Origin of the sequence: Streptomyces sp. NPDC015242 (genome assembly GCF_043079125.1) — a bacterium.
Classification (GTDB): domain Bacteria; phylum Actinomycetota; class Actinomycetes; order Streptomycetales; family Streptomycetaceae; genus Streptomyces.
In genome coordinates this window covers 550,420-568,237 of sequence record NZ_JBIBUF010000007.1, presented here as the reverse complement: position 1 = coordinate 568,237, position 17,818 = coordinate 550,420, and the positions used below count along the sequence as shown (strand labels likewise).

The window sequence follows — 17,818 nt, the reverse complement described above, 5'->3', positions numbered from 1 at the left end:
CGCGCGTCCTGCTCCGCAGGAACGACGCGCCGACGCTACGCGTCGGTTCAGCACCCGCTCCGCGGGTGCTGGGCTCGGTCCCTCCGGGACCGGATCCGCTCCGCGGATCGAGTTGGGTCGTCGGTGCGGTGTCCCGATCGCTCCGCGATCGTGCCTCCTCCCCGACTCGCCTTCGCTTTTCAAGTCCAACATGACTGGGGTGCAGGTTAATTCAGCTAGCAGCAGGGGGCGGCGGGCGTTGACCTACCCGACTGGGTGCTTGGTGACGGCTCGTCAGTTACGACTAGAACGTCGAGCCGTGCCAATCCTGTGTGCCGCTGCTTCCTTGTCTCCAAAACTTTGGAGTATTCGAGTTCTGCCACTCCCCCGCTCACTGGAGAATGGGACCCTGGAGCGGGCGAACGCGTCTGCTGTCGCACTGAGCTCAGCGGCCAAACCTCAGCCGCTTGATGGTCCGATGGTCCCAGGAGCACGGACCAGATCGATGCCGTGCTCGGCAAGGGTAGCGGACACCAACTCTTCTTGCTCTGAGGGGAGTTGATCATTGGTCAGCTTGGTGCGGACCTTGGCGAGCCAGGGACCGATCATGACACGGTCGCCGTCCACCTCGATCCACTCCCGGGCGCCGGGGGTGCGTCCCCACCGTGCCACGAAGAGCCCGAGGATCTCGGTGGTTTGCGCGAACGTGCGCCGCCGCGATGTGCTCGGCCTGCCCGCGGCGTGTTTCTGTTCCAGGAGGGCGCGGTCGGGGGTGATTCCCATGCGGGCGAGCAGGTCGCGCTGGCCGGGGTCGAGGTCGGGCCAGTTGGTGAGCTGGCGGTGTAGCCAGCTGCCCGCCTTCACTCCGTGGATGACCGTGTCGCGGCGCAGCGTGCTGGGGTGGTTGCCGGCTTCCAGGTGGCGGCGCAGCAGATGGTACTTGCGATGCCAGTCGGGGCCGTAGGGGAGTTTCCAGTCTGGGTCGAGGGCTGTGAGCTGGTTGTCGCGGTCGAGGGTGAGGCGGTCCTTTCGGGCTAGGGCGCGCTGGTCGGCAAGGAACTGGCCGCCGGGTAGTTGGGTGGGGATGGCAAGGTGGCCGTGTTCGGCGTGGAAGGCCTCGACGGTGGCCAGGTGGCCTTGCCAGGTGGCCTCGTGGTCGTCCCAGATCATGCCGAGATCCTCGAGCTCGGCGATCCATGCCGGATCGAGGGCGCCTGCCTGGTAGGCGGAGCGTTGGCCGGTGATGAATTGCCCCAGCCGGTAGCCGTAAGCGTCCTCGTAGTCGGCGCTCACGCGCAGGTGGCTGTGTTCGCTTTGGTAGCGGATGGCGGCGGCTAGGCCAGCGCGGCGGGGAGCAGACAGGACGGCGCCGCTGGCGGGCCACACCACCAGGTCGAGGGCGCGGGCGATCGCGGTGGGGTCGAGGGTGTGGTCGAAGCGGAAGCGGCGGGTGATGTAGGTGTGGGAGTCGCGGGCGGGATGCTGGTTCTTGGCCCGGGGGGCGCGGGCGGCGATGGTCTGGTCGTGGTGGCGCAGGGCGGCGGTGACCAGCCAGAGGGCTTCGTAGGGGGTGCCGAGGAGGTCGGTGGGGTCGGTGCCGGGCGGGATGTAGGCGGGGATGACGAGGCTGGCTGTCTTCGTCTTGAGGGTGGGTGGTTTGCGCAGGGCGCGGCCGAGCGCTTGGACGATGCGGCGGACGCTGGCGGTGCGGTCGGCGAAGACGACGGCGTCGACGGCCGGCAGGTCGACGCCTTCGCCTAGGACCTTGGCGTTGGCCAGCACGCCTCGCTCGGCGTTGCTGAAGCGGGAGATGGTGTCGGCGCGCCGGTGGGGGCTGTGGGTGCCGTCGATGGACTGCACGACGACGTCGTCCGCCCAGTCGGGGCGCAGTTCGTTGGGGAGGGTGCGCAGGGTGTGGGCGAACTGGCGGGCGAAGTCGGCGGCGTCGGCGATCTGCTGGAAGTAGACGAACACGTGCCGCAGGTCCTGCTCGCGCATGGCTTTGAGGATGGCCAAGTGCAGGGCGGTGGTGCGGCGCGCGGTGGGCCCGGCTTCAAGATCGGTGAGCGCGTTGTGCAGTTCAGTGTCGGTGACGGTGGGGACGACGAGCTGGTAGTCGGCGAGGACACCGTCATCGATGGCGTCGGCGTGGGAGTAGGTGTGCAGGCGGGGGCCGAAGATCTGCGGCTGGTCCATGGTCGCCAGCAGGGCTGGGTCGTCCCAGGCGGGTGCGGTGGCGGTGGTGCGCTTGGGTTGCGCTCTGGTGGTGGGCGGCTCGGTCAGGCGGGGGGCGTCCCACACATAGGGGGTGGCGGTGAGGTAGAGGCGGCGCTCGGCAGGGATGCGCTCGTTGTCGTGCAGCGCAGTCCAGTTCTTCTCCCAGGTGCCAGCCGTGGCGTGGGCTTCGTCCACGACCAGCAGGCCGAAGAGGGGGGCGGGGAAGATCGCGGAGTGCTGGGCCTCTTCGATCTTGGACAGCGAGTCGTAGGTGAAGAAGACCGTCGCTTTGGGGTGGCGGCCGAGCCAGTAGGCCAGGTACTCCCCCGCGTTGGCCGAGTCGACCTCGGCCTCGGCGAGCAACGGGTGGGAGGCGGCGCGTAGCGAGGAGACGGTGATCATCGGCTCGCGGCGGCCGTCTGCGCGGGCGGCCGCTGCCCACTGTGCGACCAGGTCCAGGCTGGGCACCGCCACTGCCAGGTGCCGCACGCCGAGTTCCTCGGCTACGCGCAGTGCGAAGAGGGTCTTGCCGGTGCCGCAGGCCGAGACGGCGTGCCCGCGGGTGCGCGGGCGGCGCAGGTGGCGAACCGTGTTGGCGAGGCCCTCCTGCTGGTCTGTGCGCAGGACCAGACGCCCGGGGTGTTCTGTTGCGGTGGGACTGGCGGTCATCGCGCGTTTCCTCGGCATGCAGGAGGGGCTGACTCGCGTTCATTCTCGCGTACAGCAGGGGTGCGGCGCAGTGTCTCTGCTCTGGCGGGGGCGCGCTGCGAGCCCATGCGCGCCCCATAATCAGTGTTGTCGGATGCGGATAGGGGGCGACGGCTCGGGGCTCGGGCTTTCTCCGCTTGGTTTCAGGCAGCCCGGCGGAAGGCTGTCTTGCGTGGCGTGGGCAGGCGCAGAAGGTCTTGCAGGGGCGTGCCGTGTTCGGCCCACCGGCGCAGGCGGTCCCGGTCGATCCAGTGCACTTGGTGGCGTTCGCCCCATGTTTTGGCGTCCCGGGTGAAGGAGCCGTTGGTGACCACGACTGCGATATCAGCTCCGTGCGCGGGGCCTGCGGTGCCTTTGACCTGGTACATCACTGGGGAGCCGACCTTGCCGGCGACGGTCGTGTGCTTGGCCTGCAGGACGATTCTGCCGCGTTGGCGGTCTTCGCCGATGACGTCTGCGGCCTGGTCTCCTTGTCGGCCGACCTGCCGTGCGTTCCAGCCGTCCCGGAGGAGCAGGTCACGTAGGGCGAACTCGAAGGCCCGGTCGTCCATGGCGTCGAGTTGCGCGAGCGTGATCCGGAGCCGGGCCAGCGTCTGGGCCCGCACCTTCCGGGCCTGCAGTTCACGGATGAACCGCCAGGCTGCGTAGCCGAGGGCGAGAGCCGCGAGGACGGCGAGCCATGGCCAGATGCGGACGGCTGCCTGCCATGTGGCTATGGCGATCTTGGCCAGCAGCCAGAGTGCGGCGCAGGCGACGGCCGCGGCGGCGGCCTGCTCCCTGCCGCCGCGGGGTGGGCGTAGCCGGGGCGCGCGGCGGGGCATCAGTGGCCCACGCTCGCTGACACTGATGGTGTAGGGGTTTGCGGTGTTGTCGGGGAGGCCTCTCCGAAGCCGATGAACTGGCTCCATAGCCACACCACCGCGATCAGCCCTGCGATCGACCAGCCGCTCAGTTTCTTCGCGCTGGGGCGGGGTTTGCGTCGGTAATGACTTCGCACCTTGTAGTAGCCCTCGGGCGGCTTCGCCACTGCTTCCTCCTCCGTGTCGTCAGGCCGCCAACTGCGGTCTGATCTCTGGGAATTGGTGTAGCAGCGGGCACTGACAAATCCGCCGGTTTGATCAGCGGAGGCCTTGGCAGTGCCTCGAAAACGCGCCGTGACGCGGTCACGGGTCCGGCGGTGTTCGAACATGCGGGACAGTGGTTCTCGGATCTGCGGAAACTCCTGTCATGCGGACTGGACTGGCGTGTTCTGGTACGGCTGCGGTGGCCGATGCAGGTGCTCATGCACCGCAGTGCTCTGTTTCCGTCACTTCGATCACATGCAGAAATGGCATGAAGCAGTACGTGTTCGATGCGCTCCTTCTGGGAGGCAGGTCGGATGCCTTCAGGGATGGGCGGCTTTCGACGCGGGAGCGCTGTGGGGCTGCCTTTCTCGGCGGGCCGAGAGGGGTACAGGCAGCCCCGGCGGTTGTGGCTACGCCTTGGGCCGACCGCAGGTTGAAGATCAGTGAGTGTGCGCGCCTGGGGCTTGCGTTTCGTCGGCGAGGGCGGGTCCGGCGTCCGTCGTGGGGTCATTCGGCCGCTTCGGTCAGGTGGGTGAGGGTGGAGCCGTCGATGTTCTTGGAGATGTGCAGGCGTTGGGTGATGCGGCGGCGGAGTTCGGGGACGTGGCTGATGAGTCCGACGGTGCGGTCGTGGGCGCGTAGGGAGTCCAGGACGTCGAGGACTTGGTGGAGGGTGTCTTCGTCGAGGGTGCCGAAGCCTTCGTCGATGAAGAGGGTGTCCAGTGCCTGGCCGCCGGCTTCGGCGGTGACGATGTCGGCCAGGCCCAGGGCGAGGGCCAGGGAGACGTAGAAGGATTCGCCCCCGGAGAGGGTGTCCGTGTGGCGTTTGTGTCCGCTCCAGGCGTCGAGGACCTTGAGGTCCAGGCCCGATTTGGCGCCTCGGGCAGCTCTGTCGTCGGAGTGGACGAGGGTGAAGCGGTGGTGGGACATGCGTGACAGGCGGGTGTTGGCGGCGTCGACGACGTCTTCGAGACGGGCTGCCAGGACGTAGGACTCCAGTTGCATGCGGAGCTGGTTGCTGGGGGAGCTGCCGCTGATGAGGCCGTGGAGGTGATCGACGATGCGGTAGGCGTCCTCGAGGGGTTCCAGGCGCTGGATCTGGGTGTCCAGCTGAGCGGTGAGGGCGGCCAGGGTGGTTGTCCGGTCGGCGGCCTGGGTGGCGAGGGCTGCCGTGCGGGTGTGGGTTGTGGTGGCGGTGTTCAGTTCGGTGACGGCGTGCTCGAGGTCGGCGGGTGGCTGGGTGATGGCTGCCTGCAGTTCGGGTTCGGCGAGCCGGGCGGTCAGTACGAGGCGCTGTTCACGCCAGTGGGTGATCTCTTTGTCGATCGCGGTGAGTTCGTCGTCGGGCAGGCGGGCGGCCGAGGCTTCGGCCGGGGAGGTGAAGCCTGCCGCGTGGGCTGCCTGCTCGGCGAGAGCGGCGGCGCTGTAGCGGTCTGTGGCGGTTGTTGTCACGGTGGCGGCGCACGCGGCGGCGGCCTCGAGGCGGCTGGCGTGCTGGGTGAGGGCGGTGATGCGGTCGGCGACTGTGGCGTGCCCGTTGAGGGCGGTGGCGAGGCGGTGGGTGAGCTCTTCGCGCTGCGTGTGCAGGCTGTCGTAGGTTGCGTCGGCGGCGCCCAGGCGTGCGGTGGCGGTGTTGCGGGTGTGCTCGGTTTCGGCCTGTTCCTTTTCCAGAAGGGCGAGTTGTTCGCTGGCCGGTCCGGCGTCGGATGCCTGGGAGAGGGCGTCGGCGAGGTGTTGTTCGAGGGCGGTGCGGTGGGCGGTGAGGTCGGCGAGGGGGGTGTCGCCGCCGGCTTCACCGCGTGCCGTGGCGGCCTGTTCGTTCAGGTGGGCCAGGGCCTCTTTGGCGTTGTTCTCACTCTGCTGGGCGCGGGTGTGGGCTGCTTCGGCGGCCTGTTCGTCGGCGGCGGTGGGCTGGCCTGGCTGGGCAGTGGCGGGTGCGGGGTGGGTGGGGGAACCGCATACGGGGCAGTCTTCGCCGTCGACGAGCCGGTCGGCGAGTTCGGCGACGATGCCGTCCGTGCGGCGGCGTCGGATGTCGATGTACGTTTTCGCGGCTTGCTCGGAGTCCTTCTCGGCCTGGCTGAGGACTTTGTGGGCGACGCTGATCTGCTGGTCGAGGGCGTCACGGCGCCTGGCGGCTTCCAGCTGCTTTTCAACGAGGTTGAGGGTGGGGGTGAGTTCGCGGCTGGTTTCCTGCGCGCTGCGGGCGGCTTCCAGACGTGCGGCAAGGTCGGCGCGGCGTTGTGGAAGGGCGTTGAGCCATTGCTGGGCGTCGGTGAGGGTTTCGGTGAGCTGCTGGCGCTCGCGGTCGAGTGCGGCCAGTTCTGCCGTGTGGCGCTGGAGGGTGGCCTCGTCGGGCAGCAGCGCCTGGACAGCGCCGGTGTCGGCGTGCAGCTGCTGCGCGGCGTGAGTGAGGCCAGCGGCGTCGAGGGATGTGTGTTCGGGCGGCAGCAGGGCGCGGGCGCGGCTGTCCTCGTCCAGGGCACGGGTGTGCTCGCGGTCGGCGGTGTGCGCGGTCTCCAGGACGGATTGCAGTTGCTGGGCTTTCACAGCGCGGTCGCGGCGTTCGGCAAGGAGGTCGTGGCGGGTGGCCTCCTCGTGGAGCAGGTCGAGCTCGTGTGCGGTGGTGCGGTGGGCCTGCTGGAGACGGTGGAGGTCGCGGACGGCCTGTTCTGTCAGGCGGGCTTGCGCCAGCTGCTGCTCGGCGGTCTCGGTGGCGGCGTCGGCGGCGTACTGGCGGGTGAGGGCTTGGTGGTGCAGGGCGCTGGCCCACGCGCGGGCGGGTGCGGTGAGGGTGGCGGGGTCGTCGGCCCGGGGGGCGTTCTGGGCGGGTTCGAGGTCGTCGCCGGCTGCCTGCTTGATGCGTTCGGCCAGGCGCAGGACGTCGGCGCGGGCCTCGTCGCGCGTCTTCGCGGTGAGGGTTTTGCGGTTGGCGAGGAATTCTTCGATGAGGCCGAAGCGGCGGGTGCCGAAGAGGGTGCCAAGCAGGATGCGGCGTTCAGATGCGTCGGCACGCAGGAACTTGGTGAACTCGTTCTGCGGGAGTAGGACGACCTGGCAGAACTGCTGCCGGGTCAGGCGCAGGAGGGACTTGATCTCTTCTGCGGCTTCCCTGTGGGACTTGATGACGCCTTCCCACCGGCCGTGTCCGTGTTCGTCGAGGACCCACTGGTGCAGGTGGGTTTCGGCCTTCTGGTCGACGAGTTCTGCGCTGTTGCGCAGGTGGGGTCGCTTCTGGGCGGGGATCCTGCGGATCTGCAGGCGCTTGCCGGCCAGGGTTAATTCCAGGGTCACTTCGGTCAGCAGGTCCGCGGGAGCGTGATCGCTGCGCAGCCGCATGTTGCGTTCGTGAGGCGGCAGGCCATACAGGGCGAAGCAGATGGCGGCGAACAGGGTGCTCTTGCCGGCGCCGGTGTCGCCGTGCAGGAGGAACAGGCCGTCGGCGGACAGGGCGTCGAAGTCGACGGTGTGCCGGCGGGCGAAGGGGCCGAAGGCCTGCAGGCGCAGGGAGTGCAGACGCATGTCAGACGGTTTCCTTCTCCTGGGCGCGCACGCGCATGTCGTCGACGGCCTCTTGCAGGAGGCCTGCCTCTGCGGTGGTGGGTGGGGTGCCGCGCACGGCGGTGATGAAGTCGTGGGCGATGTCGAGGTCGCCGCGGCCGCGTACCCGTTCGCGGTAGGTGGGGCTGTCGGTGGCCTGTGCCGGGATGCCAGCGGGTACGTGCCGCATGTCCAGCGTCTTGGAGAAGCGCTGTCTGAGTCGTGCCATCGCCTCGTACGGCAGGGCGGTGTCGGTGAGGGTGACCTGCAGCCAGGCTTCGCTGAGAGCTTCGTGCGCGGGGTCGGTCAGCAGATCCTCGATGCGGCCGGTCAACCGGGCCAGCGGCAGATGGAGGTCGGCCGGGATGTTGTGGCGGGTGATCGTGGGGGCTCCGGCGGCCGGCAGGTCGGCCAGGGTGATCGATTTGGTGTGGTTGGCCTCGGAGAAGGAGTAGGCCAGTGGGGAGCCGCTGTAGTGGATGCGGTCGTTGACGCTCTGCGGGCGGTGCAGATGGCCCAGGGCGGTGTAGTCGATGCCGTCGAAGAGGTCGGCGCCGGCGTGGGCGACTCCGCCGACGCTGATGTCGCGTTCGCTTTTGCTGGTGGTGGCACCGGTAATGAAGGCGTGGGCGAGGACGACGGAGCGGGCGCCCGGACGGGTGGCGAGGTCAGTCCGGATGCGGTCCAGTGCCGAGGTGAGAACGGCCTGGTGGGAGGCTGTCTCTGCGTCCAACTGTGTGCGTACCAGGGCGGGCTCGAGGTAGGGCACTCCGTAGACGGCGACGGGACCGTGCTCGTCGTCGAGGAGGACGGGGCGGGCAGCGTCGGCGGGGTCGGTGCGCAGGTGAACGCCGGATTTGGCGTACAGGCCGGAGCCAGTACCGAGACGGTGGGCCGAGTCGTGGTTCCCGCTGATCATGACGGTGGGGATACCAAGGTCGGCAAGCTGGTGCAGAGCCCGGTCGAACAGACGTACCGCGTCCAGGCTCGGAATGGCACGGTCGTAGATGTCGCCCGCGATCAGCAGGGCGTCCACCTTCTGGGTGCGGGCGGTGGCGCAGATGTGGTCCAGGACCTTGCGCTGGTGGTCGATCAGATCTTCCCCGTGGAACCGGCAGCCGAGATGCCAGTCCGAGGTATGCAGGAACCTCATGGGCCCAGACCGTAACCAGAGTGGTGGGAGCTACGGGCGGTTTTCCCGATAAACGGTCTTGTTTCGGGGGCTTGGGGCACGTAAGGGAAAGGTTTCTTCGTATGCGCCGCCGGGTGGCGGAGCCGGACGCGGCTCGCAGAGTGATTGTCAGTGGCAGGAGGCAAGATAAGCAGTGGGGGAAGGAGGATGTGATGTCGTTATCGCGTTCTGCCAGGACCGAGCACACTGTGGCGCCCGGGGGCTGCCGGTGGTGCGGAATCGAAGCCCGCGCGCACGCGCGGCAATGGACTGCGGAGGCCGGATGGCACGCCTGGACGGCGCCGACCACTGAGCAGCGCAAGGAGCGCATGCTGCAGCGGCGAACGCAGCAGCAGGTCAGCAGGCGAGGGCCTGCACCTCGGTGAAGATGTCCCGTAGCTGCTGGGGGACCTCTTCGGGGGTGGTAAGCATGGACACCAGTGCGTAGAGCATGTCGGCCTTGCCGTTGGGGCTGCTCTCTGCGGCCTGCTGTTTGATCATGTAGAGGATGCGCTCGCTGAACTTGCCGCCCCGGTGCTCGCTGAAGTCGTCGGCGCTCCAGGGCTGGCCCTCGGGGCGGGGCCAGTGGGCGTTGGCGGCGGCTGCCCACTGGAGGTCGCTGAAGAGCTCTTCCAGTTCGTTGTAGCCCTGGCTCTCGCCGACGTACGAGACCTGCTTGGTGAGGTCGAGACCGGCTTTGATGAGTTTCTCGGTTTTGAAGTGCTTATTTGCGCGGCTGTCGGCGTCGACCATCAGCATGACGGTGCGATGGTGCTTGACGAGGTAGCCCGCGAGGTGGAGTGCTCCCTCGTTGTTGTCGCAGGCCCACAGGGCGATGCCGGCCGCCTGCAGGGGCAGTCCCTGCGAGAGGCGGAAGAGCAGGGGCACGCACTGCTGCTCGGTGGGGCCTTCGACTGCCAGGAAGCAGCGTTCGTGCAGCAGGACGGAGTTGCGCAGTCCCACCGCGGCGGCGATCTGTCCGAGGTGGAAGTCGCTGCCGTCGTGGGTGTCGCCGTCGAGGCGCTCGACGAGGGTGCGGCCGCTGTCGCTGAGCTTGAGGTGGACGACGTCGGCGATGTCGACGCCGTCGATGAGGTTCATCGAGTGGGTGGCGACGATGACGCTGACGTGGGGCAGGGCGCACTGCTTGCGGATGATGTCCATGACGGTGCGCTGGTGGCGGTAGTCGAGGTGGGTGTCGGGCTCGTCGTAGACGACGATGGTCTGGGTGGGCTGCGGCTCGTCCTGCTCCCCCGTCGCGGCGAGTTCACTGCTTTCGAGGAGGCTGCTGGTCCACTCCCACACGGCGAGGGCGATGCGCCGGGTGCTGCCCTGGCCCGAGCGGGTCAGATCCACAGGCTCGCCGTCGGCCTTGGAGACCTCCAGCGGCGCTCTCTTGAAGCCGCCCTTGAAGGAGACCTCGGGCTTGACCTCCACGCCGACGAACTCACGGCAGTGCTGGCGGATGTGCCGGCACAGGGAGTCCGCTTCCTTCTCCAGCCGCTGCGTGATCTCCTTCTCGATCTCCCGGACCTGTCCCTGGAGGGTCTCGTCCTCCAGGTGGGTCTCGTAGCAGCTGCTCAGCGCGGTGCGCACCGCGTCGTCCGGGCTCTCGTCCTTGCCGCCGAACGCCAGCAGCCGCGGCAGCCGTGCCTCGAGGTCTTTCGGCAGCGGCTGCCACTGCTCGGTCTGCGGGACGGTCGCGGCGTGTGCGGTGAGCGCGGCCAGCAGGTCTTCCTTCAGCGTGCCCGACGGGGCGAGTCCGAACTCGGCGACCAGTTCGGTCAGGTCCTTCTTCATCAGCCGACCCAGGCCCTGCAGACGGCTGTCGGCGGGCTGCGATCCGAAGAACTCCCAGCACGCCGCCTCACCGGCCCGTGAGCGGCGCCGGATGCGGAGCTCCGCCGGTAAGGGGGCGGCGGCCTGCTCGACGGTGTCCAAGCGGAAGACGCCCTCCACCCATGTCTCCGCGCAGCGCTGTCCCTTGACGCCCTCGTCCTGCTGGTAGGTGCGGTCCTCGTCCGTCAGACGGTGCTCGCCCAGCAAGGAAGGCCAGCGCGGCCAGGACCGCGCTCTTGCCGCCGTCGTTGCGGCCGGCCAGGATCGTCGGGCTGCTGACCGGGATGTCCTGCACATGGGTCAGCGAGCGGAACCCGCACGCGGAGAAGCGGATGAGGTGCACGGTCGAGCTGCTCCGTATCTCCCCGCTCCGCCGGGCGACGGGCAGGGGCGTGGCGTGCGGGCGTTACGCGTGCGGATGAGGCACCTGAGCACTCATCGCGGGCAGTCATCCTAGAGGGATACAAAGCAACAGCTCCCCCTTTTGCGCCAGTTAGCGTCTCCCTGCTGTGAGGCTCACGGTCGGGTGATCACTGTGCGTACAGGCCGGGCGCATGCCACACGGTGGTCATCTCACAGGACAAGTCATCAGGACCACACCGTACGGCTGGACGGGCGTGACCTATGGTGGCCGAGGGAGAGGGGGCCAGGTGGGGAACGACAACGCCTACTGGGACTGGCGCGATGAGCAACTGAAGGCCGGCGAGCGCGCCAAGGGCGGAGAACCGTGTCAAGTCTGCGGGGAGCCGGTCCCGGCCAGGGCGCACTGGAAGCACCGCGACCGGCACGTGTGCTCGCCCCGCTGCAATCTGACTCTCAATCGGCGCTTCAACCGCCGCATCGAGCGCGGGGAAATCACCCGGCCGCCCGTGTTCTCGCCCGATCCTCAAGGCGCCCGGCCTGCGCGGGCGTTTCGCACTCTGCCTGCTGGCTCGCTCTTTCCGTATGAGATCCAGGGCTACTCGCCCAAGCCGGGCGACGTGGTGGAACGGCACGGTTCCGTCATCGCCGTCCACCGCGCCGTCGATCTGCCGGATTACGCCATCCCCTGGCAGGTGAGACCGCACAGCGGCAGCAGCTGGCAACTGGAGCAGGTGGCGCTGTCCGTCCACATGCAGACCGGCGCGGCGTTCTACTACCTGACTGACCATACGTGGACTCCGACGTCTTTGATCCTGGGAGCCTTCCTGGGCCTGAAGCCACTGGATGACACCTTCGGGCCCTTCGAGGCAGAGGGCGGGACGTGGCGGTGGTACACGGAAATCATCCGTGATGTGGACGAGACGGACCAGGAGTACACCTGGACAGCCTTCGTATGCGGCAAGGAGTCCGTGCCTCGGCTGTGGACACCCGCCTACGCAGCCCGGTCCGAGCGCCTGCAGCGCGTGTCGCGTGCGGCCGGCAGCTACGCCGCCCGGATGCGCGAGCTGGGCCTGGAGGCCACCGTCGAGCGTCTGGATCCTCTCGCGGTGTACGAACGCGACGGCTGGATCTGCCAGATATGCAAGACGGCCGTCGAGCGTGAACGGGCCTGGCCCGACATGTGGTGCGCAACCCTTGATCACCGCATCCCGCTCACCGCAGGGGGCGAGCACACGCTGCTCAACGTCCAGCTCTCCCACTGGATCTGCAATCTCCACAAAGGCGACTACTTTCCAGTGGACTTGTAGTCCGTCCGTCTGCCGGACGGCAGTCGGCCGGGCACGGCCAAGGAGGCCGACCAGTTCGCCTGGCGGCGACCGGAGCGGATCGCGTACCAACGTCGTTCGCAGAGGTCCGAACTGTACGACAATTCAGTGCCGGGCCTCTCGTGCAGCCCATCGAGTTGCGGACGGCGCGGGGGTCGTGCCGACGCTCAGTCCGCGCACCTGCCACCCCCGGTCCCCGAAGCAGCCACGCCGACCACACCCCACCACCTTCTTCACTGTGTGCAGGGCTGAGCGGCCGCTGAGGGAATGTCATGGCCCCGACACGCCCGCGTATCCATGGTGACCTGTGCCGACGCGGCGGCGCCAGGCGGGAGAAAACAGATGGCGCGAGGATCGTCCAGGGAACGCGAAAGAGCCCGGATCGTGTAGATCCGGGCTTCTTCGGCAGTAGCGGGGACAGGATTTGAACCTGCGACCTCTGGGTTATGAGCCCAGCGAGCTACCGAGCTGCTCCACCCCGCGTCGGTGTCCCCCACCGTACGCCATCCCAGCAGGCGCCGAAGACCACGTTTCGGCGCCGGCTCTATGCGGCGAAGCCGACGTTGGTGACGTACTCGTACTGGCCCCACTGCGAGCCGAGGTCGACGATCGTGTCCTGCCACGCTGCGTCGAGGCTCTGGTGGTCGCCGGCCGCCCAGGAGCCGACGATGCGGTCCCAGCGGCGCACGTTCATCGTCCGGTACTCCACCACGCGCTGCAGCTGCTGCGGCACCTGGGACTGGTTGAGCGGGTGGATCTCCACCCGGGTGCCGCGTCCGTCGCGGTTGAGGCGCCTGAGGAGGTGGCGGGCGACGTTGTGACGGCGCACCGTCCGATATGCCTGCTCGATGCGTTCCAGGCTGGTCTTGGAGGGGCGGCGTTTGCCCTCCAGCCAGGCCTTCAGCGTCCGGTGGGTCACGGTGAGTCCGGCGTCCTGCGCGGCCTTCAGGGTCGGGGTCGACTTCGTCAGGTAGTGCAGGCGCGCCATCCAGCCGCGCTTGGCGGTCACGGGAGTGGCGATGCCGCCCGCGAGTTCGTCGAGTTTGCGAGCGACGGCGTCGCTGCCCTTGATGCCCCGGGCGCCGAACCGTCCGAAGTCGATGTTCTTCCCTGGCACTACTCCCCCTCGTCTGCGTGCTCAGCGACGTCGCTTCCGGCGGTGTACGTGTCCTTGACCTTGACCTCGGTAACAGCTCGGCCTTCGGCGAAGACACGGCGCCAGTCACCAATGACATGGAGTTCGTCGGTGCCCATCGCCCGGACGACGGCCAGGCCCTCGTCATGGGCCTTGAGCGCCTTGAGCCACAGATTGGCGAAGGCCTGGCTGCGGATGAGGTGCATCCAGTCCGGCCGGTAGAGCTCCCGGTTGTAGTTCGACTCCCCCATCGTGGAGACGAACTTCGAGTACATCGCCTTCACGTACTCCAGCGTCACCGTGTCGCCCTGCTCGATCGCCGTGTCGCGGGCGTCCTTCAGGGCGATGCGGAACTTCTCCAGCAGGTTCTCCGTGGCCCCGGAGGTGTACGACTCGTGGATCTGAGGAGGGTCGCACAGCTGGTGCTTGGGGCCAGACAGGCGCAGCAAGAGGCGGAGCGTCGGCTCGGTGACCCACAGGGGACCGGGCTCGTCCCGCTGGCCGATCGGGTTGGGCAGCACCGCCTCGTGCTCCCACTCGGGCGGGGTGATCAGGTGGACTCCGGAGCGGCGGCGGTCGTGGGCGAGGCCGGTGGAGTGCTCGAGCTGGCCCAGGGGGAGGTGCGTCTTAAGGGCGGAGAGGTAGGCGCCGTTGATGTCGAGCGCGGTCACCTGATGCCGGCCGGGCGGGAGTTCGTGACGGGTCCACTTGGGGCGGGCTTCCCAGATCTGGTCCGCGCCGCGCGCGGTCTGCTTCTTGAGGATGTCGGGGATCCAGGGGTGCGCGATCATGTCGTATCGGGCGCCCTTACGGGTCTCGTCCAGCAGTCGCATCGCGTCCGGGATGGCCCGCTTCACCAGCGCCGCCGTGGCTGCGTCGACGTCGCCCTGGTGCTCGGCGAGCGCGCCCTGCACGGCCTCGCGGATCAGGTCGACCGGGCCGGACGTCTCCTGGAACGCGTGGCGGGCCGGGCCCTTGGAACGCTCCGTCGCACGCGCCGGACGTGTCGTGCGCAGCGGCGCCTTCGAGGTGTGCGCGGTGGGCTGTCCGGCTAGCGGGGCAGCTGGGGCCCCGGTGGCGGTGGGCTGGCAGTCGGCCGGGGTCAGGTGCTGAGCGAACCCCGCCACGCGTTGTCCGGCGGGACGGTCGCACAGCACACAGGGCTCAGGGGCGACGAGCAGCTCCACGTCGTCCCCTTCCTCGTCCTGGCCGAGGTCGAGCGAAGACAAAGGGGTGACAGTCGCGGCCGTGCCTGACGTGACGGGCTGCTCCGCAGCCGGCGCCGCCTCGGTCTCGGTCTCGCTCTCGGTGGCGAGCTTGGCGTTCAGCCCGTCCAGCAGGTAGGCGTATTTGGTGCGGATCTCGCCGGCCGGGTCCCGGCCGCTTTCCCATCCGCTGAGGGTTGAGGGGCTCACGCCGAGCGCGCGTGCCACCTGTGCCTTGGACAGCCGAGCCCGCTCCCGCAGCTCGCGGCGCACGTGGCAGGGCGGGAGTTCGGCCTGGGGGCCGACGGCGTCAAGTAGCGAGTCGATCGCGTCGAAGTCGCTCACCGGCCCGTCCCCCTTGCTTCGGTCCGCGCGGTACGGCGCCTGTCGGCGGGCAGCGCCTCGCACGCTCTGGTCGGACCCGCCAGGAGATCCAGCGCGCCGATGCCGTAGTGCTCGGCCAGGACGTCGACGTCGCGCAGGCTCCAGGAGATGGTGCCCGACTGCCGGCGCGACACCTGTGTCTGCGTCAGTCCCAGCACCCCTGCGACCGACCGCTGCGATTCACCCGTTACCTGCATCAACGCGGCCACCGTCAGCCGCAGCGACTCCTCCAAGCGCAATCCCATGCCACCATCTTACCTGAATCCATGCAACTTCCGCATCTGCATCAGCTTTTCACTATCATCAATGCAGAAAAGCTTTCAGCGTTCTGAGGGAGCTGAAAGTTCTCGGGCACCCGGTGTGTCAGCGATCCATGCCGCCGGGATCACGCGGAAGCCGTCGGGCCGCGCGCCGGGCTTCCCGATTCGCCTGGCGCGCCTGTTCCACCGCACGATCGGACAGGCACCGCGGGCACACGAGGTCCACGACACGGCGGTGCAGGGCCCGGCGCAGCCGGAGCCCGGGCGGTGGCGGCCACCCACGGCAGTGGCGGCGCACCGTACGCACTCCAGTGCCCAAGAGCGCGGCGACCAGGGAGGCGTTGCCGGCGTAGTTGGCCAGGAGGAACGCCATCTGCGCCTGGTGGCCGGCCGGGAACCGGGCCGCGAACTCGCTGAGCTCCTCGGCCTGGAGGAGGGTGTCGTGGCGTTCGCAGCGCGGCGTCTTCTTGTTGTTCCGGGCGATGCCCGGCGAGCTGATGTCCATAGCTCAAGAAGCCTGCCGGGGGCTGTCTGTGGACAGCGGGCTGCCATTGAGGGCTTCTCGCCTGCGCCGTCACCGACAGAGGCAGCCGCCCGTCCCTTGCAATCCGTAACGCTGCTCCCCGTGCATCTTCCCGGCGGAGGCTCCAAAGGCCCGGAACCCGCCCTGGGCATCACCGCGGTGGCTGAGGACCGGCCGATGTTTCTTGCGGATGCTCGTTGATCCAGGACAGGCCGCCGATGTCGAGGCGGTGCCGGGTACGGGTGACGGCTACGTAGGCCAAGCAGGCCTCCTTGTCGTCGATCCGGCGGACGGTTCCCTGCCCCGTGTCGTGCGGCGGCCCGTCGGAGGGTGGGGTGAAGTCGTCGGCGATCTTCACCTGCGCCCATTCCCGGCCTTTGGCCTTGTGCGCGGTGGAGACGGTCACCTCGGCCTGGTCTTCGGGCGCGAGATGGGCCACGGCGGCCAGGATGGCGTCCGCGCCGTGGGTGTCGACCAGGTCGACCAGGGGTTGCAGATCGCGGCCGGCGGGGTCGTAGGCGGCGTAGTCCTGCAGATCGCCCCAGGTGGTGAACAGAACCAGTTCGGGGTGGGTGGTGCGGCGTCCTTCTTTGAGGTCGCGGGCTGCCAGGGCCAGAGCACGCAGGCTGTCTCCTCCCCCGGCCAGCGCGACCCGGTGTCCGTCGGACAGCAGCTCCATGACCTGGGCCATGGCGCCGACGTTGGTACGGCACAGGACCGCGTCAGGCCGGGTGACGGGGCCGAGTTCGGTGGGCACGGTGTCGGCGCCGGTGAGACGGATGGGGGCGTCGGCCAGGTACAGCCAGCGGTTGGCTTCCTCGGCGAGGCGGGGGCCGAAGCGGAAGGACCGGGAAAGGGCAAGCTGGGTGCCGTCGAAGCCGGCCATGACGTCTTTGGCGCCGCGCCAGTGGTAGATGGCCTGAGCGGAGTCGCCGACCATGACCAGCTGGGCGTGGTCGCGTTGGGCAAGGAAGATCTTCTCGACGACGGGGTTGGTGTCCTGGGCCTCGTCGAGGAGCAGGAAGTCGGCGTCGATCTTCGGCTGGGTGAAGGCCCAGATCTTGAGGTAGTGGTCGTGGTCGAAGCGGACGGCGCCGTCGTCGGGGTGTTGCAGGTCCAGCCATGCCTTGCGGGCGAACGGGACGAGGTGCGCGGCGAGTTGCGCGTGCAGGCCGGGCTCTTCCAGGCCGCGCAGCTGGGGGATGTGGTGGCGGGTGATCGTCGCGTCGGCGGTGTGGCAGAAGCGGGCCACGGTGCGCAGGGTGACATAGGAGAGGGTCTTTTGGGACAGGTCGCGTTCTCCGACGCGGATGGCTTTGGTGATGCCGAGCGCTTGGCCGGTCTGCCAGGCGGGGCGGCGGGGGGCGCCCAGGCGGCTGGCGTAGCGGTGACCGACGGCGGCGTAGGCCAGGGCGTGGGCGGTCTTGCACAGGACGCTTTTGGGGAAGCGCCTGGTGGCGTCCTGGGCGATGGCCCGGTTGTAGGCGAGGTAGCGGCCGCGGCGCTGGGTGGCGTGGGCGAGCTGGGTCAGGGTGGTGGTCTTGCCGGTGCCCGCGCCGGCTTGCAGGGCCAGGTGTTCGCCGGCGTGGAAGGCGTCGGCCTCGGCAGCCTGTTCGTCGGTCGGGTTCAGCACGGCGCGGCTCCGGAGGTGCGGGTCAGGCAGTGCCCGACGGCCGCGAGGAGATGGGCTGGGGTGGTGTGGGCGAGCAGGTGCGGCAGGGCTCGTTCGAGGCGGTCGGCCTCGGCGTCGGCGTGCTGGGCTAGTGCCCGGTGAATGGCCAGCTCCAGGAAGCGCTGAGGTGTTTGTGCTGCTTGGTCGGCCGCTGCCCTGAGGGCGGTGTGTGCGGCGGGCGCGAAGGCGACGTTGAGGAGGACCTTGCCGCTTCGGTCGGGGTAGTGCGTGGTGAGGACGTCGACGGGCAGCCGTGTGCCGATCTGGCGACGCAGTCCGGTGAGGGCTTTTCCCGGGGTCTTGGCGCGCACGACGGTCATGAGCCGGGTGGCGTCGCGGTTGGGGGCGAGCGGCATCGTGCGGGCGGCGTGGTGGAGCTCGGCTGCGGTGAGGGGCCGGGTCAGGGTGATTTCCAGGGCATGGTGCGCCATCG

At 68.9% G+C, this 17,818-nt stretch carries 12 protein-coding genes and 1 tRNA gene; 1 reads left to right on the top strand and 12 read right to left on the bottom strand.

Going from position 1 to position 17,818, the window contains the following annotated elements:
- Window positions 1-438: 438 nt before the first annotated feature.
- The 5 genes from ACF07N_RS25525 to ACF07N_RS25505 all read right to left on the bottom strand — a co-directional run bounded on the left by ACF07N_RS25525 (window position 439) and on the right by ACF07N_RS25505 (window position 10,725).
- Window positions 439-2,865: a Helicase associated domain protein gene (locus ACF07N_RS25525; protein ID WP_392117011.1), complete on the bottom strand. Its 2,427-nt coding sequence runs from the start codon at window positions 2,863-2,865 to the stop codon at window positions 439-441.
- A 182-nt stretch (window positions 2,866-3,047) separates the two neighbouring features.
- Window positions 3,048-3,725 (bottom strand): restriction endonuclease, encoded by a 678-nt coding sequence (locus tag ACF07N_RS25520; protein WP_392117008.1) that lies wholly within the window; start codon window positions 3,723-3,725, stop codon window positions 3,048-3,050.
- A 750-nt stretch (window positions 3,726-4,475) separates the two neighbouring features.
- Window positions 4,476-7,490 (bottom strand): AAA family ATPase, encoded by a 3,015-nt coding sequence (locus ACF07N_RS25515; protein ID WP_392117005.1) that lies wholly within the window; start codon window positions 7,488-7,490, stop codon window positions 4,476-4,478.
- Window position 7,491: 1 nt separating this feature from the next.
- Entirely contained in the window at window positions 7,492-8,661 is a 1,170-nt protein-coding gene (locus ACF07N_RS25510; RefSeq protein ID WP_030229525.1) for an exonuclease SbcCD subunit D, read from the bottom strand.
- Between the two features lie 375 nt (window positions 8,662-9,036).
- Entirely contained in the window at window positions 9,037-10,725 is a 1,689-nt protein-coding gene (locus ACF07N_RS25505) for an ATP-dependent endonuclease (RefSeq protein ID WP_392117002.1), read from the bottom strand.
- A gap of 443 nt (window positions 10,726-11,168) precedes the next feature.
- Here ACF07N_RS25505 and ACF07N_RS25500 point away from each other — a divergent pair, with 443 nt between their 5' ends.
- Window positions 11,169-12,188, top strand: a complete 1,020-nt coding sequence (locus tag ACF07N_RS25500; protein WP_392116999.1) for an HNH endonuclease — start codon at window positions 11,169-11,171, stop codon at window positions 12,186-12,188.
- A gap of 427 nt (window positions 12,189-12,615) precedes the next feature.
- Here the strand turns inward: ACF07N_RS25500 and ACF07N_RS25495 are convergent.
- The 7 genes from ACF07N_RS25495 to ACF07N_RS25465 form a co-directional block, all read right to left on the bottom strand.
- Window positions 12,616-12,689, bottom strand: a tRNA-Met gene (locus ACF07N_RS25495).
- A gap of 61 nt (window positions 12,690-12,750) precedes the next feature.
- Complete coding sequence (locus ACF07N_RS25490) at window positions 12,751-13,323, bottom strand: transcriptional regulator (RefSeq protein WP_102638545.1); 573 nt, start codon at window positions 13,321-13,323, stop codon at window positions 12,751-12,753.
- Window positions 13,323-14,891 carry a helix-turn-helix domain-containing protein gene (locus ACF07N_RS25485; RefSeq protein ID WP_392116996.1) on the bottom strand — a complete coding sequence of 523 codons (1,569 nt, stop codon included), beginning with the start codon at window positions 14,889-14,891 and terminating at the stop codon, window positions 13,323-13,325. The genes ACF07N_RS25490 and ACF07N_RS25485 overlap by 1 nt, the downstream gene beginning before the upstream one ends.
- A complete protein-coding gene (locus tag ACF07N_RS25480) occupies window positions 14,888-15,175 on the bottom strand; it encodes a helix-turn-helix domain-containing protein (protein WP_073729847.1) in 288 nt (95 codons plus the stop codon). The genes ACF07N_RS25485 and ACF07N_RS25480 overlap by 4 nt, the downstream gene beginning before the upstream one ends.
- 118 nt (window positions 15,176-15,293) lie before the next feature.
- Complete coding sequence (locus ACF07N_RS25475; protein WP_073729848.1) at window positions 15,294-15,695, bottom strand: hypothetical protein; 402 nt, start codon at window positions 15,693-15,695, stop codon at window positions 15,294-15,296.
- Window positions 15,696-15,864: 169 nt separating this feature from the next.
- Window positions 15,865-17,343, bottom strand: coding sequence for a UvrD-helicase domain-containing protein (locus ACF07N_RS25470; protein ID WP_392117052.1), 1,479 nt, complete (start codon window positions 17,341-17,343; stop codon window positions 15,865-15,867).
- Complete coding sequence (locus tag ACF07N_RS25465; protein ID WP_392116991.1) at window positions 17,340-17,816, bottom strand: hypothetical protein; 477 nt, start codon at window positions 17,814-17,816, stop codon at window positions 17,340-17,342. The genes ACF07N_RS25470 and ACF07N_RS25465 overlap by 4 nt, the downstream gene beginning before the upstream one ends.
- Between the last annotated feature and the right edge of the window lie 2 nt (window positions 17,817-17,818).